The 23,383-nt window shown below is 65.6% G+C and carries 17 protein-coding genes and 1 pseudogene; 5 read left to right on the top strand and 13 right to left on the bottom strand.

The window, feature by feature from the left end; genetic code table 11:
* Positions 1 to 210: 210 nt before the first annotated feature.
* Positions 211 to 561, bottom strand: coding sequence for an MmcQ/YjbR family DNA-binding protein (locus RAC97_RS04560; RefSeq protein ID WP_375098096.1), 351 nt, complete (start codon positions 559 to 561; stop codon positions 211 to 213).
* Between the two features lie 7 nt (positions 562 to 568).
* The gene (locus RAC97_RS04555) at positions 569 to 1,471 is read right to left on the bottom strand and encodes a LysR substrate-binding domain-containing protein (protein ID WP_375098091.1); all 903 of its coding nucleotides are present in this window, start codon (positions 1,469 to 1,471) and stop codon (positions 569 to 571) included.
* Positions 1,472 to 1,606: 135 nt separating this feature from the next.
* Here RAC97_RS04555 and RAC97_RS04550 point away from each other — a divergent pair, with 135 nt between their 5' ends.
* The gene (locus RAC97_RS04550; RefSeq protein ID WP_375098090.1) at positions 1,607 to 2,215 is read left to right on the top strand and encodes an FMN-dependent NADH-azoreductase; all 609 of its coding nucleotides are present in this window, start codon (positions 1,607 to 1,609) and stop codon (positions 2,213 to 2,215) included.
* Between the two features lie 130 nt (positions 2,216 to 2,345).
* Positions 2,346 to 3,401, top strand: a complete 1,056-nt coding sequence (locus RAC97_RS04545; RefSeq protein ID WP_375098089.1) for an alpha/beta hydrolase family protein — start codon at positions 2,346 to 2,348, stop codon at positions 3,399 to 3,401.
* Here the strand turns inward: RAC97_RS04545 and RAC97_RS04540 are convergent.
* Positions 3,351 to 4,544 carry an MFS transporter gene (locus RAC97_RS04540; RefSeq protein WP_375098087.1) on the bottom strand — a complete coding sequence of 398 codons (1,194 nt, stop codon included), beginning with the start codon at positions 4,542 to 4,544 and terminating at the stop codon, positions 3,351 to 3,353. The genes RAC97_RS04545 and RAC97_RS04540 overlap by 51 nt on opposite strands.
* A gap of 280 nt (positions 4,545 to 4,824) precedes the next feature.
* Here RAC97_RS04540 and ilvA point away from each other — a divergent pair, with 280 nt between their 5' ends.
* The gene (gene ilvA / locus RAC97_RS04535; protein WP_375098086.1) at positions 4,825 to 6,387 is read left to right on the top strand and encodes a threonine ammonia-lyase, biosynthetic; all 1,563 of its coding nucleotides are present in this window, start codon (positions 4,825 to 4,827) and stop codon (positions 6,385 to 6,387) included.
* A 101-nt stretch (positions 6,388 to 6,488) separates the two neighbouring features.
* On the opposite strand, the gene RAC97_RS04530 is transcribed toward ilvA, so the two are convergent.
* The 3 genes and pseudogenes from RAC97_RS04530 to RAC97_RS04520 form a co-directional block, all read right to left on the bottom strand.
* The gene (locus RAC97_RS04530; RefSeq protein WP_375098085.1) at positions 6,489 to 7,679 is read right to left on the bottom strand and encodes a hypothetical protein; all 1,191 of its coding nucleotides are present in this window, start codon (positions 7,677 to 7,679) and stop codon (positions 6,489 to 6,491) included.
* Between the two features lie 66 nt (positions 7,680 to 7,745).
* A pseudogene (locus RAC97_RS04525) lies at positions 7,746 to 7,946 on the bottom strand (VOC family protein); the annotation flags it as partial.
* Positions 7,947 to 7,983: 37 nt separating this feature from the next.
* Positions 7,984 to 9,603 (bottom strand): NADP-dependent glyceraldehyde-3-phosphate dehydrogenase, encoded by a 1,620-nt coding sequence (locus RAC97_RS04520; protein ID WP_375098084.1) that lies wholly within the window; start codon positions 9,601 to 9,603, stop codon positions 7,984 to 7,986.
* 185 nt (positions 9,604 to 9,788) lie between these two features.
* Between RAC97_RS04520 and RAC97_RS04515 the strand changes: the two genes are divergently transcribed.
* Entirely contained in the window at positions 9,789 to 12,059 is a 2,271-nt protein-coding gene (locus RAC97_RS04515; protein ID WP_375098083.1) for a putative bifunctional diguanylate cyclase/phosphodiesterase, read from the top strand.
* 126 nt (positions 12,060 to 12,185) lie between these two features.
* Positions 12,186 to 12,428, top strand: coding sequence for a DUF2790 domain-containing protein (locus RAC97_RS04510; protein WP_375098082.1), 243 nt, complete (start codon positions 12,186 to 12,188; stop codon positions 12,426 to 12,428).
* Between the two features lie 196 nt (positions 12,429 to 12,624).
* Here RAC97_RS04510 and RAC97_RS04505 read toward each other — a convergent pair whose 3' ends face one another.
* The 7 genes from RAC97_RS04505 to RAC97_RS04475 form a co-directional block, all read right to left on the bottom strand.
* A complete protein-coding gene (locus RAC97_RS04505; RefSeq protein ID WP_375098081.1) occupies positions 12,625 to 16,404 on the bottom strand; it encodes a dermonecrotic toxin domain-containing protein in 3,780 nt (1,259 codons plus the stop codon).
* A gap of 70 nt (positions 16,405 to 16,474) precedes the next feature.
* Positions 16,475 to 17,257 carry a ChbG/HpnK family deacetylase gene (locus RAC97_RS04500; protein WP_375098080.1) on the bottom strand — a complete coding sequence of 261 codons (783 nt, stop codon included), beginning with the start codon at positions 17,255 to 17,257 and terminating at the stop codon, positions 16,475 to 16,477.
* Positions 17,229 to 18,392 carry a GNAT family N-acetyltransferase gene (locus RAC97_RS04495; protein ID WP_375098079.1) on the bottom strand — a complete coding sequence of 388 codons (1,164 nt, stop codon included), beginning with the start codon at positions 18,390 to 18,392 and terminating at the stop codon, positions 17,229 to 17,231. The genes RAC97_RS04500 and RAC97_RS04495 overlap by 29 nt, the downstream gene beginning before the upstream one ends.
* Positions 18,393 to 18,396: 4 nt before the next feature.
* Positions 18,397 to 19,086 (bottom strand): GNAT family N-acetyltransferase, encoded by a 690-nt coding sequence (locus RAC97_RS04490; protein ID WP_375098078.1) that lies wholly within the window; start codon positions 19,084 to 19,086, stop codon positions 18,397 to 18,399.
* Between the two features lie 33 nt (positions 19,087 to 19,119).
* Positions 19,120 to 21,066: a hypothetical protein gene (locus RAC97_RS04485; RefSeq protein ID WP_375098077.1), complete on the bottom strand. Its 1,947-nt coding sequence runs from the start codon at positions 21,064 to 21,066 to the stop codon at positions 19,120 to 19,122.
* Positions 21,063 to 22,367 carry an oligosaccharide flippase family protein gene (locus RAC97_RS04480; protein ID WP_375098076.1) on the bottom strand — a complete coding sequence of 435 codons (1,305 nt, stop codon included), beginning with the start codon at positions 22,365 to 22,367 and terminating at the stop codon, positions 21,063 to 21,065. The genes RAC97_RS04485 and RAC97_RS04480 overlap by 4 nt, the downstream gene beginning before the upstream one ends.
* A complete protein-coding gene (locus RAC97_RS04475) occupies positions 22,364 to 23,374 on the bottom strand; it encodes a polysaccharide deacetylase family protein (protein ID WP_375098075.1) in 1,011 nt (336 codons plus the stop codon). Before RAC97_RS04475 ends, RAC97_RS04480 begins: the two co-directional genes overlap by 4 nt.
* Positions 23,375 to 23,383 lie beyond the last annotated feature (9 nt).

The raw sequence follows: 23,383 nt of genomic DNA, 5'->3' as shown, positions 1-23,383 counted from the left end.
CTGTTTGCCGCCTGGATCATGGATAGACCGCTCTTGCAAGCGGGCAGAGCTGTCCTTGTCGGTATGTGGCGCGTACGTTAGCGAGGGAGTACCCAGGGCCGGAACCTGATGGCTTCCGAAATTCGCGTGGGAAATTTCTTTGTGTAGAGAAACGGCGGGCACGAAGGAGGGCGGCTCGGCGGGCACCAAGCCGTGTCCCCGGGAGGGGGTTCAGAGGTCGATCAGCAGTTCAGGCTGCAACCGCTTGGGCAAGCGCCGCACCACCAACTGATGCGAGCGCTGCAACAAATTGCTCAGTTCCTCGCGGCCCATGGGATAGGGCGGCAACATACTGACCCAGTGCGCCCTGGCCAGGTACGGCGCGGGACGCACGCCAGGGCGGTCGCAGTAGCCGAGGAACAGGTCGTCGGCCACCTTGAAAGACAGCCCCGCACCAGCCAGGTCGAGCACCGCGAACATCTTGTTGCCGGCCACCGAGAACACACGGATACCGCCCCATTTATAGTCTTCCCGTGCACCGGGCAGCGCCAGACAGAATGCAGCCACCTGCTCGGCGTCCATGCTTTTCCTAGACATGCCGTTCTCCGCAGCTGTCGAACACTTCGGCCAGATGATCGATCCACACCCTCACGGCCGGCAACACGCCACGCCGATGCGGGTATACCGCTTGCAAGTACCCCCCTGGCAGCGACCACTCCGGTAACAGCCGCACCAGCTCGCCACGGGCCAGTTCCTCTTCGCAGTTCATGCTGGGCAGCGCGGTGAAACCCAGGCCGGCGAGGGCGGCGGTCTTGCGCACGACGAAGTCGTCGATGGCCAGGCGTGGCTCCAGCGCCACTTCCTGAACCTGATCGTACGGCCCGAGCAGGCGAAAACGCACCAGGCGGTCTGCGTCCGTTGCTCCCAGCACCGGCAGGCCTGCCAGTTGCGAAGGGTGTTGGATGTGGTCGGCAAAACCCGGTGCCGCCACCAGGTGCATCTGCGCCTGGCGCAGGCGGCGGGTGGCCAGCGCCGGGTCTTCATCGCCCAGGTCGCGCACCCTCAGTGCGACGTCGATGCCCTCGGCGATCAGGTCGACACGACGGTTTTGCAGCACCATCTCCAACTGCACCTGTGGGTACTGGTTCAGGAAGCGGCAGATCGCGTTCGGCAGGAAAGCATGGGCCAAGGCCACCGGGGATGACACCCGCAGGCGCCCACGAGGTTCGCTGGTCATGCTTGCCACTGCCTCGTCGGCCATTTCGGCCTCTGCCAGCATGGCCTGGCAGTGGTGCAAGTAGCGCTCGCCCACGGCGGTCAGCTTCAGTTGGCGGGTGGTGCGTTGCAGCAGGCGGGTGCCGAGGCGCTCTTCCAACTCGGCAATACGTCGCGACAGGCGTGACTTGGGAATGCCCAATTGACGCCCGGCGGCAGCGAAACCACCGGCTTCGACCACCCGGGCGAAGTAGAAGAGATCGTTGAGATCTTGCATTGGCGTACTCACATTGTTCCATCAGTAGGACAATCTAGTGCATTTTTACCGACTAATCAGCCGTTCGTCGGCTCTGTAGGATTCCCAGCCAGTGTGATCGCCCAACGCTGCGGTCTTTATTCACCGGAGAATCCCATGAAACTGTTGCATATCGATTCGAGCATCCTGGGCGACAATTCCGCCTCCCGCCAACTGAGCCGCGAAGTGGTCGAGGCCTGGAAGGCCGCCGACCCTAGCATCGAGGTGGTCTATCGCGACCTGGCCGCCGATGCCATCAGCCATTTTTCGTCCGCCACCTTGCTGGCTGCCGGCACCCCTGAAGAGGCTCGCGACGCCGCTCTGGCCCACGAAGCCAAGCTCAGCGCCGAGACCCTGGCCGAATTCCTCGCCGCCGATGCCGTGGTGATCGGCGCACCGATGTACAACTTCACCGTGCCGACCCAGCTCAAGGCCTGGATCGACCGCGTTGCGGTCGCCGGCAAGACCTTCCGCTACACCTCGGCTGGCTCCGAGGGCCTGTGCGGCGACAAGAAGGTGATCCTGGTGTCCACCTCGGGTGGCCTGCACCTCGGCCAGCCGACTGGCGTTGGTCATGAAGAATTCCTCAAGGTGTTCCTCACCTTCATCGGTATCACCGATGTGCAAACCGTCCGCGCCCACGGCCTGGCCTATGGCCCTGAGCACCGCAGCAAGGCCATTGACGCTGCCCAGGCGCAGATCGCCAGCGAGCTGTTCGCCGCCTGATCGTAGCGGTTGCAAAAAAAACCGGCTGTCGCCTCGTGCGCCAGCCGGTTTTTTCATTCAGGTTTCATCTGCCACCCCCGGCGCAGGCTCTATGCTGAAGCAGCCGGTCCACCGGGGGAGGCCTGTATCCATGAAAACCCGAGCTCTGCTGACCTTGCTGCTGCTCGGCGGCCTGCTGGCCCGTGCCGAGGCGCAACCTTGGGGGGCGGGCCTGCATCGGTTGACCCTGGCCGACCCGGTGGACGCCCGGCCGATGCAGGCCCTGGCGTTCTACCCCACTGCCAGCCCCTCGCGGTCGACACGTATCGATGGCTACACGCTGAAGGTGGCCGAGGAAGCGCCGGTGGCCATGGGGCAATACCCTTTGCTGCTGCTATCCCATGGCAACACCGGCAGCCCGCTGGCCCTTCACGACCTGGCCGCGTCCCTGGCGCGCCAGGGTTTCGTGGTGGTGGCGGTGACCCACCCTGGGGACAATACGCGGGACCACAGCCGCCTGGGCACCCTCAGCAACCTCTACGGCCGCCCGTTGCAGATCAGCGCCGCGATCAGTGCCGCGCGCGACGATGTCTTGCTTGGGCCCTACCTGAACCACGACAAGGTTGGGGTGATCGGCTATTCGGCAGGCGGCGAGACTGCGCTGATCCTGTCCGGCGCGAGGCCCGACCTGGAGCGCCTGCGCAGTTACTGCCTGGAGCGGCCGCAAGACGCCGATGCCTGCAAGACCCACGGCGTGCTGATCGCCGACCGCAGTGAGTTGACGGCCCAGCCCGACCCTCGGGTCGGTGCCGTGATGCTAATGGCACCCTTGAGCCTGATGTTCGGTCGCCACGCCCTGGCCGGGGTGCAGGTGCCGGCGTTGATCTACAGCGGCGACCAGGACCAGTTGCTGGCCCTGGAGCACAACGCCCAGGCCCTGGCGCGCAAGCTGCCATTGACGCCCGACTACCGACTGCTCTCCGGCGCCGGGCACTTTGTGTTCATGGCCCCTTGCGACGCCGAGCAGCGCCAGCGCATGGCAGTCTTGTGCAAGGACCCTGACGGTGTCGATCGCCGCGATATCCACCACGGCTTGCAGAGCGAGACGGCAGATTTCTTCAGCCAGGCGCTGGGCGCACCGCAGCCAGCCGAAGGTTCAGTCGCGGCGCACATGGCGGGCGAGGAACAGGACCAGGCCGACCCCTGACAGCGCGAGCAGCGCCGCGATACAAAAGATCGAGGCATAGCCCAGGCGTGCGGCTACTGCCCCCATCACCGGGCCTGCGAAAGCCAGCGCCAGGTCGAAGAACACCGCATAGGCGCCCAGGCCAGCGCCACGGCTGTTGCTCGGGACCTGCTTGATCGCCTCGACACCCAGGGCCGGGTACACCAGCGAAAGGCCCAAGCCGGTCAGCCCTGCGCCGGCCAACGCCCAGGCCGGCGACGGCGCCAGCCACAGCAGGCCGAGGCCCAGCACCTCGGTGATCATGCAGGCAATGGCGACGTTGTAGCCGCCAAAGCGGTTCACCGAATTGACGAACAGCAGCCGCGAGACGATGAAGCACACGCCGAACGCGCTCAGGCACCAGGCCGCGCCCGCCCAGCCGCGCTCCAGGTAGTACAAGGTGACGAAGGTGGTCAGGGTGCCATAGCCGATCGACGCGAGGGTCAGCCCCAGGCCGCAGGGCGCTACTCGACCAAAGGCCGACCAGAACGGCAGGCGTTCGCCGCGCGCCTCCACCAACACATCCGGGCGGCTGCGCAGCACCAGCAGCGCGAGCAGCGCCAACATCAGCAGTGCCGGCCCCAGCATGGCGAAGCCCAGGTTGCCCACCAACACCACCCCGGCGGGTGCACCAATGGCAATGGCGCCATAGGAAGCGATGCCGTTCCAGGAAATCACCCGGGCGGTGTGCTCGGGGCCTACCTGGCTGATCCCCCAACTCAAGGTGGCGACCCCGATCAGGCCCTGGGCGATGCCCAGCAGAAGGCGACCGGCCAGCAGCAAGCCGAGGCTCAGCCAGGGCAGGTCGAGGGTCCAGCCGGATAGCAGCGTCAGCACACCGCACGCGGCAATGCCATACAACCCATAGGCGATTGCCCGCTTGCCGCCCAGGCTGTCGGCGATACGTCCGGCGAACGGGCGGCTGAGCAAGGTGGCCAGGTATTGCAGGCCGATGGTGACACCGGCGATGACCGCGCCGAAGCCCAATTGATCGTGCACGTGGCCTGGCAGCACGGCGATCGGCAAACCAATGCAGAGAAAGGCGATGAAGGTGTAGAAGACGATCGACAGGATTTGCAGGGTCACTGCGCGGGTATCGACGGGGTTGTGGGATGGCGCGGTCATGGGCTCGTTCGCGGGCGGGCGGTGAAACAATGATGGACGCTGCGCGGGACAAAAGAAAGCAGGCTAACGATATATGCCTGCGCGGCAAGTGTTGACTTCCCACAACCGCGCAAGATAAGTTCGACGCCTATGAACACACAGCCGCACCTCTACGCCGCCAGCATCATTATTACCGCCATTATCGGATTGGCGGGCTAGCGCGTACGTGCACCGAACCCGCCCTGGAGGCGGGTTCTTTCACTCTGACTCCCGGGCATCTGCAATCACCCAGGAGTCATCGATGTCCAGCCTCAACGTCAGCCCGCGCACAGCCGTCACTCCCCAGCAGTTGCTGTCGGAGCAGGTGCGCCGTATTCTCGCCGCCCCCGTGTACGACCTGGCCATCGAAACGCCCCTGCAGGCGGCCCCGGCGCTGTCGGCAAGCCTCGGCAACCAGGTGCTGCTCAAGCGTGAAGACCTGCAACCGACCTTCTCGTTCAAGATCCGCGGCGCCTACACCCGGCTGTCGCGCCTGAGCCCTGCGCAGCGTGCGCGTGGCGTCATCACCGCATCGGCCGGCAATCATGCCCAAGGCGTCGCCTTGGCGGCCTCGCACCTGGGGCTGCACGCTACCATCGTCATGCCGACCACTACCCCTGAGTTGAAGGTCGCCGGGGTACGTTCCCGTGGCGGGCATGTGCTGCTGCATGGCGAGAGTTTCCCCCATGCCCTGGCCCATGCCCTGCAACTGGCCGAGCGCGATGGGGCGACCTTCGTGCCGCCGTTCGACGACCCCGACGTGATCGCCGGCCAAGGCACGGTGGCCATGGAGATCCTGCGCCAGCAGCCGGGCGCGCTGGACGCGATCTTCGTACCGGTGGGGGGTGGCGGCTTGGTGGCAGGCATCGCCGCCTACGTCAAGTACCTGCGCCCGCAGGTGAAGGTGATCGGCGTGGAGCCGGAAGACTCCAACTGCCTGCAAGCGGCCCTGGCCGCAGGCGAGCGGGTGATCCTGCCGCAGGTCGGCACCTTCGCCGACGGCGTTGCAGTCGCGCAGGTCGGCGCCCATTGCTTCGAGCTGTGTCGGCACTTCGTCGACGAAGTGCTGACGGTCAGCAGCGACGAGCTGTGCGCGGCGATCAAGGACATCTACGACGATACCCGCTCGATCACCGAACCCTCCGGTGCTCTGGCAGTGGCGGGCATCAAGAAGTACGTGGCGCGCGAAGGCTTACGCGGGCAGACCCTGGTGGCCATCGATTCTGGCGCCAACATCAATTTCGACCGCCTGCGCCATGTGGCCGAGCGCGCCGAGTTGGGCGAGCAGCGTGAAGCGGTGATCGCCGTGACCATCCCCGAGCGCCCCGGGAGTTTTCGCGCCTTCTGCCAGGCCTTGGGCAAGCGCCAGGTCACCGAATTCAACTACCGCTGTCAGCCGGGGCGCGAAGCCAGGCTGTTCGTGGGCGTGCAGACCCACCCGCTGCACGACCCGCGCCAGGCGTTGCTGGAGAGCCTGTGCGGGCAAGGCTATGACGTGCTGGACCTGACCGACAACGAGCTGGCCAAGCTGCACGTGCGCCATACCGTGGGCGGGCATGCGGCACCGGGAGCGCAGGAGAGAGTGCTGCGCTTCGAGTTCCCGGAACGGCCCGGTGCACTGCTGGGCTTTCTGGAGCGCCTGGGCAAGCGTTGGAACATCAGCCTGTTCCATTACCGCAACCATGGCGCAGCCGAGGCCCGGGTGTTCGCCGCATTGCAGGTGCCGGACGACGAACTGGACGGGCTGCCCCAGGCGCTGGAGGCCATGGGGTACCGCTATTGGGACGAGACGGACAACCCGGCATATCGGTTGTTCCTGGGCTGATTCCGGGGAAGCGCGTTGGCTTCTTAGCGGGAAAACCCGCGAAGAAGTCAGCGCTATCGAGTATCTGGCGTCAGGCCGCTCCCACAGAAATTGGAGGCGCTTTAACGCTCGCGCATGAAGAACCCGGCCACATACTTGCGGAAGGTCTCCAGGCTCTTGAAGTCGGCATAGCGTTTGAAGTGCTCGGTCTCGGGCTCCGGCCCCACCGGCTGTTCGAGCAGCGACACCGACAGCACCCGGTCCTGGTCCGAGGTGAGCACCAGTTCATCCATGACCTGGCCGCCGATCACCGGTCGGCGCATCAGTACCTTGACGCCTTTGCCCGCCATCCAGTCGATCAGCGACACCAGCGCCTTGAGCGGCTCGCGCTCCTCGTCGCGATAGACCGGGAACAGGTGCGCCCGCGACAGCACCGGCACGCTCGCCACGTGGATCAGCTCGTAGAAGTGGCTGCCGGCGGTGGCCGGCGAGTACAGCGCCAGGGCCAGTAGCGGGCCGCTGGTCTTGCTGCCGCCCCACAGCAGGTGATGGCCCTGGAAGTCGAAGCCATCCTCGCTACGGGCATTGAACAGCTTGCGTCCCTTGATCTGCTCGATGCAGTCGAGCAACAGGCCATGGCGGCGATGGCTGCCGAACACCGTGGCTTCGCGCAGGCGGGCCTTGAGCATCATCATGTGCTTCATGTCCAGGCGCGTTTCCAGGTAGTTGCTGGCCGGCACCCGCTCCAGCAGCGGGTAGCGGGCTGCGACGCCACGCAGCTCGGCGAACTGCGCGGTGAGGTCTTTCTTGAGGTGGGTAGCATAGACATTCAGGCCGCTGGCTTCTATCCAGGTCAGCAGCAGCGACAGCAGGCGCTGCTGTTCACGTCGCTCGCCTGGCTCACCGCTGCCCGCGTTGGCGCCTTCGCTGGCCTTGCGGAAATCACCGAGCAGACGCAGCGGCGCGTCGGGTGCCAACCAGGCCGCAGGCTGCACGGCTTCCTCGCTGCGCTCGATGGCCTCGCGCTCGTCCTTGGTGAACGGGCAGCCCGGCGCGTGCTCAGCGGTGTCGGGGTTGTTGCGCAGAAACAGCGTGCCGGTATTGCCGTTGAGGCTGATATTGAGCACCGGCAGGGCATCCTTGCGGCAATCGCAGGCCAGCCACTGGTTGGCGCTGCGCACCTTCATCAGCCACTGGTTGGCCTGCAGCAGGCGAGGACCTGCGAGGGTGCCGCTGACGAACGCCGCCAGCAGTTCTTCTTCGGCCGGCGTGAGGCTGCGCACCTGCGCGCCGGATTTTTCGAGGATTCGCATTGAGAAGCAGCTCCAAGCTACAAGCCTTAAGCTTCAAGCAAAGCGAGATGGCTTTCAACTTGTCGATCACGCACCGCCGAACATCTTGGCTGCGCGGGCACGGATTTCCTCGACGCTGAGGTCTTCCTTGTGGGTGGCGATGAACCACAGGTTGCCGAACGGGTCTTTGAGCGTGCCGCTGCGGTCGCCATAGAACTGGTCCTGCATCGGGTGCAACTGGGTGGCCCTGGCAGCCAGGGCCTGGGCGTAAACCTTGTCGCAGTCCTCGTTTGCCTATAAGCACGCCAGCCCCTATTGCAAGGCATCAGAAGATGTAGTCGGTGGTCAGGAAACTGGACTGGCGATTGCGAATGATCTCGCTGATAAGGGTTTTGTTCGCCTCCTGGAACTTGCTCGCCACCAGGGTGCGGATGGAGAACACCCGCAGCGCGTCGTGCACCGACAAAGTTCCTTCGGCGCTGTTCTTGCGACCGTTGAACGGATAGGTGTCCGGCCCGCGCTGGCACTGGGTGTTGAGGTTGATGCGCCCGACCTGGTTGGCGAAGGTGTCGACCAGCGCGCCGATGGTCGCCGGGTCGTTGCCGAACAGGCTCAACTGCTGGCCGTAGTCGGAGTCGAGCACGTAGTCGATCACCGTTTGCAGGTCGCGGTAGGGCACCACTGGCACTACCGGGCCAAACTGCTCCTCGTGGTAGACCCGCATATCGGGGCTGACCGGGTAGAGCAGGGCGGGGTAGAAGAACGAACCGCAGCTGCGCCCGCCACTTTCATTGAGCACCCGTGCCCCTTTGGCAGTGGCGTCGGCCACCAGGCCATCGAGGTATTCCAGCTTGCCCGGCTCCGGCAGGGGCGTCAGGGCCACGCCCGGTGTCCAAGGCATGCCGGGCTTGAGGGCGGCGAGCTTGCGCTGGAATTTCTCGAGAAACGCCTCGACCACTTCTTCATGTACGAACAGGATCTTCAGGGCCGTGCAGCGCTGGCCATTGAACGACAGCGCGCCGGTAAGGGCTTCCTCGACGGCGTTGTCCAGGTCGACCTGCGGCAACACGATGCCCGGGTTCTTGGCATCCAGGCCAAGGGCGGCGCGCAGGCGGTGCGGGCGCGGGTGCAGCTTCTTCAGGTCGCTGGCCGCCTTGTGCGTGCCGATGAAGGCGAACACATCGACCTTGCCGCTGGCCATCAAGGCGCTCACCGTCTCGCGACCGCGGCCGTAGATGACGTTGATGACCCCCGGCGGGAAGCTGTCGCGGAATGCTTCGAGCAGCGGGCGAATCAGCAGCACGCCGAACTTTGCCGGCTTGAACACCACGGTGTTGCCCATGATCAGTGCCGGGATCAAGGTGGTGAAGGTTTCGTTGAGCGGGTAGTTGTAGGGCCCCATGCACAGCGCCACGCCAAGCGGTGCCCGGCGGATCTGCCCGAGGGTACCCTGTTCGAGCTCGAAGCGGCTGGAGCGGCGGTCGAGGTCCTTGAGCGCCTCGATGGTGTCCACGATGTAGTCGCAGGTGCGGTCGAATTCCTTTTCGGCGTCCTTGAGGTTCTTGCCGATCTCCCACATCAGCAGCTTGACCACCGCCTCGCGCTGCTCACGCATGCGCGCCAGGAATGTTTCGACGTGCTGGATACGCTCGGCCACGCGCATCGTCGGCCAGGCGCCACGGCCCTTGTCGTAGGCCTGTACGGCAGCGTCCAGGGCGGTGAGGGCGGTGTCGGCGTCCAGTAGCGGGGCGCTGCCCAGCACCACCTGGCGCTCGCCATCTTCGTGGCGCAACCACACCGGGCTGCGCACCGTGGCCAGCGGGCCGTCCCAGCGCCTGAGCTGGCCACCGACCAGGTAGTCGCGTTGCTCCAGGGGTTCACCCAGGCGCCAGGCCTCGGGAATGTCGTGTGGGGTGGGAAACAGCGAGTCGAATAGCGGGTCCATGGGCAACTGCACCTCATCATTCCTGGGTTGGGATTAGTACGAAAAGTGCCTGGGCGACTGTTCGTGCTAATTCAAGGTGAAACGCTTCAGCTTCGAGCATGCGCCCACCGTCGGAAAAACACCAGTCTGGCTCAACATTGTGGCTGGCGCGCCGATACAGGATGAATAGCCCTCGACCGTCCTCTATGAGCCTGAACAGTCCCTTGTCCGACGACTCGTCCTCCATGCCCCTGCGTCATTCCATCGGCCGCCTGCTGCCCATCGGCTTCGCGCTGATCGGCATCGGTTTGTCGTTCGCTCTCGGCCACCTCGATGTGCAGCGCCGCCACGCCGAGGAAGAAGCCAATGTCGCGGCACGTCTTTCGGGTGTGCGCGGTGCCTTGGAGGCGCAGCTGCGCGCGGCGTTCGGCGAAACAGAAGGCATCGCCCAGTTGCTCGCGACCGACGGCTACATCAGCACCCGGCACTTCCAGAGCATGGCCCGTGAAGCCTTGGAGTCGGCGCCGTACATGCGTCATGTGTCGATGGCGCCGAATGATGTGATCAGCGCCGTCTACCCGCTCAAGGGCAACCAGAGCGTGGTTGGCCTCGACTACCGGCGCCTGCCGCTGCAGTACCCGATGCTGCAAGCTGCCCGGGAGCGCCGCCAGCCCATGCTGGCAGGGCCGGTGGAGCTGTACCAGGGTGGGCGCGCGTTGATCTACCGCAGGCCTGTGTTCGTCAACGGCAAGCGCGGGGTGCATTTCTACTGGGGCAACATTTCGATCGTCGCCGACATCGACCGCCTGCTCGACGAGGCCGGGCTGAAGGCGGCGCAGGATATCGACCTGGCGGTGCGCGGTGCCGATGGGAAAGGTGCGCAAGGTGCATTGATCTGGGGAGATCCGCGGTTGTTCGAGGCGCTTCAGGTCAGTCTGGGCGTCGATGTACCAGGCGGGCAATGGCAACTGGTCGCGGTGCCGCGCGGCGGCTGGTCGAGCGGCACATTGTTCGCATCGCCCCTGTTCATGCTGGGCCTGGGCAGCACGCTGTTGTTCAGCCTGTTCGTCAGCCGCCTGAAGGGCAACCAGCGCCTGCTGCAACAGCGCAACCGCGAGCTGCGCCAGTCACAGGCGCAGCTCGAACGCCTGGCCCACTACGATGCCATCACTGCCTTGCCCAACCGGGTACTGTTCCAGCGTCAGCTGGGCAGCGCCATTTACCATGGCGGTGGCCTGGCGGTGCTGATGTTGGATATCGACGGCTTCAAGCAGGTCAACGACAGCCTCGGCCACGCCATGGGCGACCTGCTGCTGCAACGGGCCACCGCGCGTTTCTTGCAGGAACTCGATACCCAGGACCGGGTGTGCAGGCTTGGCGGCGATGAGTTCGTGTTCATGTTGCAAGGTAGCCAGGGCCAGGTCAGCCACCAGGTGCGGGCCCTGCTGCGTTGCTTGCAGCGGCCGTTCGATCTCAACGGCAATGCCACGTTGGTGACCGGCAGCATTGGCCTTGCCTGGTGCCCGCAGCACGGCGAAGACACCGACAGCCTGTTGCGCCACGCCGATACCGCCATGTACGCGGCCAAGGAAGCCGGGCGCAACACCTGGCGCCCCTATCACCCGGACATGACCGAGCGTTTGCAGCAACGCCTGGAACTGGAACGCAACCTGCGCCGGGCCCTACAACTCAACGAGTTCGAGCTGTGGTACCAACCCAAGATCGACCTGTTCAGCGGCGAACTGGAAGGGGTCGAGGCGCTGCTGCGCTGGCGCGACCCGGAGCACGGGCTGGTGTCGCCAGGGGAGTTCATCCCCTTGGCCGAACGTACCGGGCTGATCATCCCGTTGGGCGAGCGGGTACTGGAGCTGGCCTGTGCGCAGTTGTCCGCCTGGCGCGCTGCCGACTGCCTGCCTGGGCCGATGGCGATCAACGTCGCGGCCTTGCAGATCGAGCGCAGCGACTACGTAGCGAGCCTGGCCACGGCCCTGGCGCGCCACGACCTGCCACCCAGCCTACTGGAAGTGGAGATCACCGAGAGCCTGTTGATGGAGAGCCAGCAGCAGGCTTTCGCGGTGTTGGCGCAATTGCAGGGGTTGGGCGTAACCACGGCGGTGGATGACTTCGGCACAGGCTATTCCTCGCTGGCCTACCTGCGCTCGTTGCCGATCGATCACCTGAAGATCGACCGCGCGTTCATCAAGGACCTGCCGATGGACGATGACGCCGTGGCCGTGGCCCGGGCAATCATCGACCTGGGGCATGCCCTGGGCTTCAGGATTACCGCCGAGGGCATCGAGACCCAGGAGCAATGCGATTTCCTGCGCAATGCCGGTTGCGACCAGGGCCAGGGCTACCTGCTGGGGCGCCCGATGCCGGCGCTGGAACTGGGCAACTGGCTCGCCGACAATCGCATGCGCTGGCGCCTGGCCGAGCAGCGGGGGGTTGCCAGCTTGGGCACGGGGTACCTCGAATAACCATCAATGAGCGCAATATGAAGTATTGACCCTGAATATTTTTCATTGCCGGGGCAGCCTGGGAAGATGAGTCCAGCAAAACGAATCGAACTTGCAAACGACTTAAACCTCTTCCAGGAGTACTTCATGAAAACTGCAATCGCTGCGGTACTTTCGTTGACCAGTGTCTTTGCCTTCGCCGGTGAAAATGCCAATGGCAAACACAATACCGACCGCTTGGATATTGCTGAGGTCATCAGCATCGCGCCCGTCCAGAACGCTTCGAACGTGGGTGAAGTGGTCAACATGAAAATGGTTTACCTCGATAGCCACGGCGCCACCCGCACGCTCAACTACAAAGTCCTGGATGATTCCCGTCAGAACGGTTGAGCGACATGCCCATGGCAAATAAAGAACGCCGCATCCATGATGCGGCGCTTTTTATTGGGTTCTTATTTGGCCTGTTCCGTCAGGGTGAATATCCGTTCCAGCAAACATTCACCTCAACGTGTGGGTAAGCACCGGCGTGCAGAAGTTGAGCGCGTGTTGTTGCATCGGCATCTGAAATATCACAACCGTGGCAGGTCTAGAACGGCAAGCTCAGCAATTGCGCCGCTGGGTTGGCCAGCGCTTGGGCCAGCAACTGAGCATCGCCATCGATCAGGATCAGTCTTCGCCACAGCTCTGTTCGTGCCCCCTCGGGGTCGCGGTCGAAGGCATCGCTTTCGAGGATCGCACGCAAGTCGCGACGGTACTGCAGTGGCAGGCGGTTCCAGATCAGCCATTCGTCCAGCGTGGAGCCGCTCAGCAGCTCGTCATAGTCGGCATCGTCCACCAACAGGTCGACACCCTCGGCCTGGTAGTAGGCTTCGATTTGCTCCAGCGCCTGTTGGCCCAGGGCGCTGCTTTCCAGCCTCAGGTTCAACGCGGCATCCCGGGAAAGCATCAGCGGCTCGGGTAGCGCGCTGAACTGGTTGTTGGCAAGGTCCAGGACCAACGGCGACTCCATGCGCTCGACGCCCTGCGGCCAAGTGCTCAGGGCACAGCCATTGAGGCGCAGCGACAGCAGGTGATCGAGCGCGCTCAGGTCGGGGCTGGCGATCAGTGGATTGCCCGACAGATCGAGGCTTTCAAGGCCCAGCAGGCGATCGAGCGCAGCCTGGGCCTGCAGGTCCCAGGTAATACGGTTGTCCTCAAGGTCCAGGCGTTCCAGTGCAGCGGGCACGGCCACTTGCGGTACGTGGTCGAAGCGACAGCCTCGCAGGTAAAGGCGTTGCAGACGCGGGAAGCGCGCCAGCAGGTCTGGAGGTAGCGCGCTAAGCGTTGGGCTGGCGCTGAGGTCGAGCATCACCACATGATGGAATTCGTCCGGTAGCGTCAGGCTGGCCAGGTCTGCGTCGGACAGGCCCAGGCCGGACAGGTCCAGCACATGGTCGACAACGTCCTCGTCCAGGCGCTGCCGGGTATTGCGCTGCCAGCAACTGACCAGCCGGTCGGCGGCGCGGCGCCGGCGAGTGCTATTGCCAGCCCAACGGCTCAAGCGCTGACGCAGGTGTTGCAGCGGACGGGCCAGGCGTTCCAGCTCGGTGGCCGGGTCGCGTAGTGCCTGGGTCCAGGATGCCACCCGCTGACGTATTTCCTCGTCGGTGGCACTGGGAAAGATGGCCAGGTAGCGGCGGTACAAGGTTTCCCGGTCCATTGGCTCGGGGCGTATGGGCCGTTCGTTGGGCGCGCCGCCTCGCAGGCCGGCGCCACGCCCCCAGCCGTGCGCCCCTTGTTCGCGCAGGTGGCGTTCGAAGCGTTGCGGTGCCGCTTGGACCTGCTGGTGTATCCGCTCGCGCAGCGCTGCAGGGCCCGCCTCTTCGATGCCCAAGGCGCGCCGTTGGGCCGCGGGCAGGGCGTCGAATATGGCGCGGCACAGGTCGTTGTCCTGGACCGCGGGGGCGGGGCGTTCTCCCAAGTGTGCTTCGTAGCCTAGTGGTGACTTGATGACCACCTGTACTTCGGTGGCCGTGGGCTTGCCTGCGGCGGCCAGGGTGGCGCCTTGCGGACTGGCCGCCCGCAGTTCCACGCGCCAGTCTGGCGACCACCCCGGCACGTCCGGCAGTGCGCGCAGGATCAGGCGTTCGCTCTGAACGCTGCTGAGCCCAGGCAAGTAAAGGCCTTCCAATGCGCGGGCCAGGGGCAATGCAGCGCTGGTGCGCTTCGCCGCTGCCTCCAGGCGTGCTGGCAAGCGATCGGCGGCCCGCCAGGCGTCCAGCTCCTCGCTGTCCAGATCAGCCAGCAGACGCTGGACCAATGGCCTCGTGAGCGTCGGAAAGGCTTCGAGCAGGCGTCCATGCTCCACCCCGTCCGCTGGGTCGCCTTCATAGAACTGCTGGAACAGTGCGTCGTGGTCGCGCAGTGGCTCAAGGGCCAGGTCCGCCTGGGTCCGGCTTTCGGCCTGCATGCGCAGCAGCGTGTCGGCCAGCAGCGGTGGCGTCGGTGCATTGGCCAGGTGCAACCGGGCCAGGTCTTGCTGCGACATACCGCTGATGTGCGCGGCCTGCTCAAGCTGGGTATCGTCCAGCCCGTCCCAGCGTGAATCGAGGCGTCTGACCCGCTTGGCCAGCGACCATTGCCGGGGCCTTTCGTGCTCGACGCGCCAGGCGCCATTGCCGTTGTGTTCGAGCCGAGGTCGGTAGGCCTGGGAGCGATCCGGGTGGAGAATGCGCCAGCAATCTTGGGCCTCGTCGAACCCTTGGACGTACAGATGCCCATCCAGGCGGATGTAGTGCCGGCCTTCATGCAGGTATTGGCCCAGGGCATTGGCTTCACGCGCTGGCGACAAGGCCAGGGTGCTGCGATAGCGGGTCAGGTCCGCACGCCACAGGCGCTGGCTGCCATCGGCCAAGGTCACGGGGTCGAGGCTCTCCATCAGTTCGCTGTTGAACAGCTTCGGCACGCTGCCCGCCAGGTGCAGCCCTCCGGCCAGCGCGAGGTTCAGGCCGACCCCTTCCAGATGGCGCAGCGCCAGGTGACGATCGCCTGCGCTCCAGGCTTCGTAGCCTTCGAACGCCTCGTCGAGCAGTTGGTAGGCCATGACCGCAGTCATCAGTGTACCGACGGCAGGAATGAAGAAGCCCGCTACCATCAGGGCGTTCAGGCCCAGGCTCTGCCAGGTATCGCGGCGTCGCTGGCGCGCTCGCTCGTCGGCCTCGGCAGTGGGAACGGCGACCTGGCGGGCATCGGCCTTGAGGCGCGCCAGATGGTCGTTGAACAGAAAGGTGAACAGCTCGCCGGGGATGTCGGTGAGCGATAGATGCAGGTCTGCACCCACGCGCAGCGGCCATTGCGCGTCGAGGGCAGCGCTGCCCGAACCGTCGAGGTTCTGTTGCAGGCGATCGAGGAAGGTGGCCTGGTGACAGTGCTGCAGGTAGCCCAGCACCTGGCGGCGAAAAGGCGGTTCGAGCAGCTCGATGCACAGCTGCGCGTTCAGCGCGGCCAGGTCGGCGAACAGGCGCAATTGCGGCGTTTCGCTCGGCAGGTAGAGCAGCAGGCCGCGCTCTTGCTGGTCGAACACCAGCACCTCATGCAAGGTCAGGCCGAACAGCGCCAACTGCTGGCTGTGCAGGGGCGAATCGTGCTCGAGCAGGCGCTGCATCTGCATGAGCGTCTGCTCGTCCAGCCAGCCCTGCTGCTCCACGCGCTCCAGGGCCTGGCCCAGGCCGGCCTTGTGCAAAGCCCTGGTGCAGGCGACCACCTGCGGCCGTGCGAAGATTTCGTCGAGGTGATCCTGGTAGCGTTGGCCAAGGTCGAGTTCGCGCACTGCCTGGGCGAACGCTTGCGGTGACAGAGGCAGAGGCTCGATGGCATAGGTTTGCGAGTCCAGCGTGATGTCCACCAGGGTTTCGCTGTCGCCCAGGGTGGTCTGGCCCACCACTGTGCTTGGCGTCACTTCGATGTGCTGGCTCAGGGCAATGCTGCTTTGGCTGCTGAAGGTCAGGCTTTCGGCGAAGTTCTGCAGGGCGGCTTCCAGCAAGGTATGACGCTCATGGCTGTACACGTAGACGCCATGGCTGAAGAGCGGGTGGATGCGTACCAGTTCCGCGGCCCGCAGCAACAGGGGCGAGGTGAATAACCCGCCCAGCCGCTCGACCAGCAGGGGCTCGGCGAACTCGGCAGGTTGGCGCAGGCCGTCGAGGGCGCGGGCGAGGGCCCTGCGTGCCTGCTCCAGCTGTGCCTGCCGGGGTGAACCCTGGTCTGTAGCTGCCTCGGGGAGGCTACTGCGCAGTGCTTGCCACTGCGGGCGGCCAAGTGATGCGGCCCAGCGTGGCAAGCGGTTTTCGAGCAGGGTGTGGTGGGGGTTTTCAATGGCCAACGACATGGCAATGCTCCTGTGCATGAGGGCTGCACAGCAGGCACCTGATACCTGGTCGTGGGGTGCTAGATAACTGCTACGCCAGTTGCGCGGGGCCTTCCAGGCAGGCGCCATAGCTCACACGCGGCACGTGCTCCAACTGCGTGTCGATCAAGACCTTGAGCGACTCGCCGCCTTCCAGGTACGCGTCGCCAAAATCGTGGCCGCCCAGCGCGCTGGGGTGCGCGACCACTTCCAGCAGCCCTAGGCGTGGTGCCAGCCCGGCCTTCAGGTCGGCGGGGGTGCACACATAATCGGCCGTGGCGCCGGCAAGCCTGCGCAGACGTCGGTTCAGCAGGCGCTTGAACAGCCCCTTCAGCGGCCCGATGTTGTGCCCCAGGTTACGTGCCAGGCGCACCGGCACGCCTTGTTCGCGGGCGAAGCGCGCGACCACCTCGCCAATGGGCCAGATATTGTGCACATGCTGGTGCGAGTCGAGGTGGCTGGGCATCAGGCCTTGGTCAAGGCAATGCTTCCATTGCGCATGCAGCTCCTGCTCCACGGCCTCGCGTTCACGGCGCGACAAGCGCAGGGCGTGGCGTTTGAGCTTCAGTTCGAACTCGCCATGTTCGGTGCAGAAGCGTGGCTGTGACCTGATCGCCTCGCTCAGCGGGCGCCCGTAGGTCAGGTTGAAATGCAGGCCCACCCGTCCACGCAGCGCCGGTTGCTGGGCCAGCACGCAGGCGGCGGCAAAGGCCGGCATGTTGGCCATGGCGGTGGCCGAGCTGATCAGCCCGGCCTGGAAGGCATGCAGGATCACGGCATTGGTGTGTACGCTCAAGCCGAAATCGTCAGCGTTGACTATGACCTGGGATGGCATCCGGGCGCTCCTGGGGGATGGTGGGTTGGGCAGTCGCGAGCTTTTCGCCGCGGGCCTTGTGCAGGCGCGGCTTGAGCCAGTCCCAGCAGCGCTGGGCCAGGCCCAGGGCAATGCCGTCGGGGCGCCAGCTGTAGCAGCTCAGGCGCCAGTGCTCGACTTGGCCGGTCTGGCGTTCATGCAATTGGTGGCTGGAATTGTTCAGGCTCACCCGTGAGGCGTCCACCCAGTGCCAGCCCTCGTCCAGGCCCCAATGGATGAATTCCTCCAGTAGCACCCGGCCACTACCCAGCTCGCGGTGCTCGGGCACGAAGGCCAGGTTGTAGTCGTACACCCGGCCACGTTCGAGCAGGCCCAGGCGGTAGCTGATGCACAGTCCGTCGAGCTCCAGCAGTACCAGGCACACCATGCCCTCGGCCGCCAGTTCGGTGAACGCCTGGTACATCCATTGGCGCCGTTGCGGGCCGCTGAAGATGCCGACCTCGTCGTCGCCTTTCCAGCTCTGTGCCTCCACGGCGCTGACGGCGTCGAGCAGCGCATCGATGTTCTGCGCAGTGGCGATCACCCGGCGTACCACGGCGCCGCACGCGTTGATTCGTTTGCGGGCACGGCGCAGTTTGTAGCGCGCATCGCCGCTGATTTCCTGGCGATCCAGTTCGCTGATGCGGTGTACCGGCGCACGGCAGCTCAGGTGACGCTGGTAGGTGGAGCTGGCCGAGCACCATTGCCGCAGCCAGGCGTCATCGGCGTCGTGGACCTCGTTCAGTTGCAGCAGGGCGTGGGGCAGATGCAGGCGAATCGTCTGCAGCACCTGGCCAGCATGCTGCGCGGGCAGGTCCAGCAGCAAGGCGATACGGTCGCTCAGCGGATGACCCAGGTGTCGTACCACCGGCACGTTCAGTGGGCCGAACGGCTGGCGCTCGCGCACCAGGGGCAGGCACAGGCACAAGCGCCCATCAAGGTGCCCCAACAGCACCTGCAGTTGCTGGCCCGGCTGCAAGGCAGCCTCCGCCGCCCGCAGCCAACCCAGGTGGTTGAAGGGGGTGCTGCTGGCCACGCGCTGGCGCAGCGCCTCGTAGGCGGCGGCGGGGAAGCCTGGGGTGCGCAGCGAGGCGCACCAACTCAGTTGCAGGGCCATGGGCTCAGGACGCCGTGGCCGTGGAGCCGTCGGCCACAGGCTTGCGCAGTGGCTCAAGGCGCGACTGGGTGTAGCGGCTTTCGCGGTAGAACTTCCAGCGGCCGAACAGGCAATACACGTTCATGATCCGTCCTTGCTCCTGGTAGCCCATGCGCAGGTGTAGCTTGAGCGCGGGGATGTTGTGCTGCTCGCAGACGTCCACCACTTTGTCGCAGCCTTGCGCCGCCATGGCTTTCCATAACGCCAGTTGCAGGTCCACCGACAGCTCCGTGCCCCAGTACTTGCGGATCAGCTCGCCGCCGAACTCGAAGAACTCGCCAGGCCCCACCGGGAACCAGCAGCCATAGTAGTGCCGGTCGTGGTAGTGCCGGCTGCTGCCCCAGATGAACGCCACGGCAGCGTTGTCGTCGTCCAGGAACATCAGCCCGGTGTGGCCCTCGGTGGCCAGTTCGCGCAGGGTTTCCAGCCGATCGCCGAAATGCGTGGCGAAGGCGACGACGTTGTGCACGGTGATGGTTTCCACCCGCAGCGGCGGATAGGGTTTGAGCCGGTGCGGCGGCACCGGGGTTTGCAGGTCGCGTTCCATCCACACCAGTTCCCAATGGTAGAACACATAGTGGCGAAAGGCCGTTTTGACGGTGTCGCGCAGTCCTTTGCGCTTGAGGCGCTCCTGGAGTTTGCTCAATGCACGCATGGTGCCTCCTGTTTTTCGCAGGTGAGGGGCGTCTCATGACGCGTTCCAGGTCAGGGCGAACAGGGTTTGCCCTGGCAGTTGAAAACTGATCTGGCCCTCGTGGCAGGTGTAGCGGGCAATGCGGGGGCGGCTGTCCGGGCCAAAAAACTCCAGCCGACCCTGCGGACAACCAGGGCGGTCACGGGGTTGGGCGGTGCTGTAGCGTGCCTGGAGGCGCAGCTCGACCTGCTGCACGCGCTCGGCCTTGTTGACCCCCAGCAGGCTGCGCTGCTGACCGTCGGCCATTGCCAGCGCGTCGACCTCGAAAGCGCTGTTGTCCATGTCCAGCACCTGCTTGAGCCAATGGCGCTGGATGAACTGCTGGGCCAGGCCCACGGGCTTGAGCTCGAAATGGTTATCGCCCAGCACCCGCAGCATGCCCTTGGGCCACTCGGGCTCATCCGCCACATGGAACCAGTTGAGCATGTCCAGCAGGCCGTCGGCGGAGGCGTTGATCACCACCGAGGTCCACCAGAGGCTAGCGTAGTGGGTGTCCTGGTCGTAGGTGCTCAGGCTCGAGCCGCTGGACAGGTTGGTCTGGTCCAGCAGCAAGGCCTTGCGCGGCCTGCCCTGGGCATCCAGGCCGACCAGCGCGGCAGCCTGGCGCACACTGTCGCGGTAGCTGCGGGTGGCCAGCAGGTCGCGGACCATCCATTCGTGCCAGGCCAGGGCATCGATGTCGCGTTCGTGGTCCTTGAGCAGGCGGCGGGCCCAGTCGATGCCCCGCAGGTCCTTGCCGCGCGCGGTGAATGGCCCGCCCAGCAGACGCGAAGACGCCGGCATGGCGATACGTACCCCGGCTTCGCGGGCGCCGGGGTAGGCGCGCACCTGGGTGGCCATGGTGCGGAAGAAATCCTCGAAGGCAGCGTAGTCACGGTAATTGAGGTTGGGTTCGTCGGCGAAGGCCAAGTAGTGCAGGCCCTTGCTGTCCAGGCGCGTGGTGGCTGCCAGCCAGGCGTTCAGGCCATCGACACTGGTGCGGTCGGCGGCAAGGTCCGCGCGCCGACCGGTGGCGGCCAGCAGGGTGATGTCCTGGGTGATGCCGAAGCGTTGCTGGTACAGCTGGCGCCAGGGGTCTTCGTAGTCAGGCTGGCGCGCCAGCACGTCCATGAAGCTGTAGTAGCCGGCGGCCTGGGGACGCAGGGCGTCGAGGGCAGCGAAGCTCGACGGCGGCGGCAGCACGTAGGGCAGGGCTACGCCCAACTGCGGGGTATGGCCGAGTACTTGGCTGTCGATCGCCAGCAGCACCTGGCCGGGGGCGTTGGCCAGATCGCCCAGCTGGTCGGCGCGTTGGGCGAACAGGTTGGCGCTGCCATCGAGCCAGAACGCTGCCTTGCCTCGGCCTTGCAGCGTCAGTTGCCAGGTTTCGTCACGATTGCTGACGGGTAGCGGCTGCTGGTCGAAGCGCCAATAGGCCGGGTAGGGGGTGAGCTTCAACTGAACTTCGCGGCCATCGCCCAAGCGCTTGGCGCTCAGGCCACTGACCCCGCCATGGTACTTGCCCGCCAGCACCGCCTGTTCGCCCGCCTTGACGCGGAAGTACAGCTGTACGCCCGGGCCGACCTCGGCGCTGAAATGCACCTTGGCCGGGGCGAACAGCGCCGCGGTGCTTTCGGCATGGCGCACCCGATAACCGCGGAAGCTGTAGCCCGGTATCTCCAGGCGATAGGGCCCGCCGTCGGCTCTCAGCGGCCAGCGCTGTTCTCCGCGTACCTCCTTGGCCTCGATTGGCCGCTCGCCTTGCAGGCGCCCCTGGCCATCGAGCAGGAACAGGTGCTCGGCGTTGGCCTCGGCTTGCCAGGCCGGCTGCCAGTGGATGCGCAGCTCGTCTGCGGCTTTGGGGCGCAGGTACAGGCTGCCGTCGCGGATATCGCCCCATTCCAGGGGCGCGGCATCGGCCAAGGGCGCAGCCAGCAGCCAGCAGGCGAACCAACGCTTCATGCCGGCCTCCGTTGCAGCATGCGCCACAGCGGCGTGAAGTCGCTGGGCAGTACGATCAAGGTCTGGCCCAGTGGCGTGCCGCCGAGGCGGCAGTACAGCACCAGCATGGCCACGGTCACCGCAAGATAGGCGATGGACGACGCTGCTGCCGCGCCGACGATGCCCCATTGGGGGATCAGCAGCACGTTGAGCACCAGGTTCAGCGCAGCCCCTGCGCCCATCATCAGCGACACCGTGCCGGGGCGGTTCTTGCCCAGTAGGTCCAGGCGCAGGATGCTCGCGTAGCACAGCCCCAGCAGGCCCGGCAGCAGCGCCAGCAACGCCGGGTAGGCGTGCTGGTAGGCGGCGCCGAACAGGGTGACGATCAGCCATTCGCCGATCAGCGCCATGCCCAGGCAGGCGCCGAGCATCACCGTGGCGGTCAGGCGCAGGGCCAGGGGTGTGAGCTTGTCCATGCCGGCGTCCTGTTGCAGCAGGCGTTTCATCAGCGGCGTGGTCACCGCTTCCGGGACGATCAGCAGCAGTTCGGCGGCGGCGCTGGCCATGGCGTAGTGGCCAAGGGCGGTGCTGCCGAGCATGGCGCCGATGAACAGGTAGTCCGAGCGCAGAATCAGCTGCTGGAACAGCAGGTCCGGGTGGCTGCGCGCGCCATAGGTCAACAGTTCGCGCTGCCCGCTGCGACTCCAGCGCAGGGCCAGCGGGTGCTGACGTCGCAGCCACCACAGGCCCAGCACCAGCACCACGGCGATGCCGCACAGCCAGCTGATCAGCGCCGCTTCCAGGGCCTCGTCCTGCCACATCCAGAACAGCCCGAGGAACAGCAGCAATGGCGCCAGCGACTCGGTCAGGCGCAGCGCATTGAAGGCGCCCACGCCACCGCTGGCGTTGTGCAGGGTCAGCAGACCGCTCTTGAGCACGGTCATCGGCACTGCCAGCAGGAGCAGCCAGGCCAGCAGGCCCAGTTGCAAGGTGACATCGAGGTCGGCGCCGAACTCGCGGACCAGGAACACGCACACCAGGGTCAGCAGGCCTGCCAACAGGCAGCCGTACACCAGCACCTGGGTCAGCAGCAGACCCATGTCGCGCTGCTTGGCCGCCTGGTAGCCAACGGCGCTGTTCAAGCCACCACTGGTGGCGGCGCTGATCAGGTCGGGCAGGGTACTGAGCAGGGCGAACAGGCCGCGTTCGCTGGGGCCCAGGATGCGCGCCAGCAGCACGTTGCGCAGCAGCCGCAGGGCGATCATCGCAAGCTTCGTGCCCATGCTCAGCGCCAGGTGGCGCAGGTACTGGCTACGGCTCATGCGCGGCCTCCGCGGCTGATGCGCCAGGCCAGCAATGAAGGACGGCTGGCGTTGCGCTGGCTGACGCCGATGCGCGGCAGGGCCAGCGGGTCGTCATGGCCATGGCAGATACCGGGGCGGGTGCTCAGCGCGTAGGGGTAGCGGTGTGCGGCCAAGCGTGCTCGTACCCGCTCGTCGTGGTCGCCATTGGGGTAGCAGTACACCGGCAGCGGTTGCTGGCAGCCATGCTGCAAGGCGGCATGGCTGCGTTGCAGTTCTTCGTCCAGGCGGCGGTCGTCGAGGAACGGCAGCAGCGCATGACTGGCGCCATGGGGGCCGAAACGCACCAGGCCCGAGGCTTCCATTTCGCGTACCTGCTGCCAGTTCATGGCTTGTGGCAGCGACTCGTCCGGGCAGGCATCGGTGAGCACGTGCAAGGCCTGCGGGCTGAGGCTCTTGAGGCTTTGCAGGTAGTGCGCCAGGGCCAGGCTGCGGGCCTGGGGGCGGTCGTTCATGAAGTAGGCGGCGGGCAACGGCCGGCCGAGCTTGCGCAGGCATTCGATCAGGCTGTGCCGGGGCGCTTCGCCATGGCTGCCCCACAGGGTCTCACCGACACTCTCCCACCAGAAGCGCTGGCGGCTGCCGATGTAGTCGGTGGACAGGAAGATGCTCGCCGGTACCTGGTACTTCTGCAGCAGCGGGAAGGCGTTCAGCGCATTGTCGCGCCAGCCGTCGTCGAAGGTCAGGGCGACTTTCGGCCGTGCATTGTCGCGCGGGGTCTCATGGGCCTTGAGCAGCTCCATGAGGCTGACGCAGTCGAAGTGCCGGGGCAGCCAACGCAGCAAAGCCTCGAAGGCGCGCGGGCCCACGCACAATTCATTGCGGTGCGCCAGGGCCGCGCTGGGGTCATCGGCCAGCACCCGGTGCAGCATGAGGATCACACCGGCGCCGCGCAGTTCGCGGCGGCCCTTGGGTGATTTGAAATACAGCCAACCGCTGGCCTGCTTGATACGGGTCTTGATCGGCATGGGCTTGGC

The organism is Pseudomonas sp. LS_2 (assembly GCF_042709235.1).
Lineage (GTDB): Bacteria > Pseudomonadota > Gammaproteobacteria > Pseudomonadales > Pseudomonadaceae > Aquipseudomonas.
This window is presented reverse-complemented; position numbering and strand designations above follow the sequence as displayed.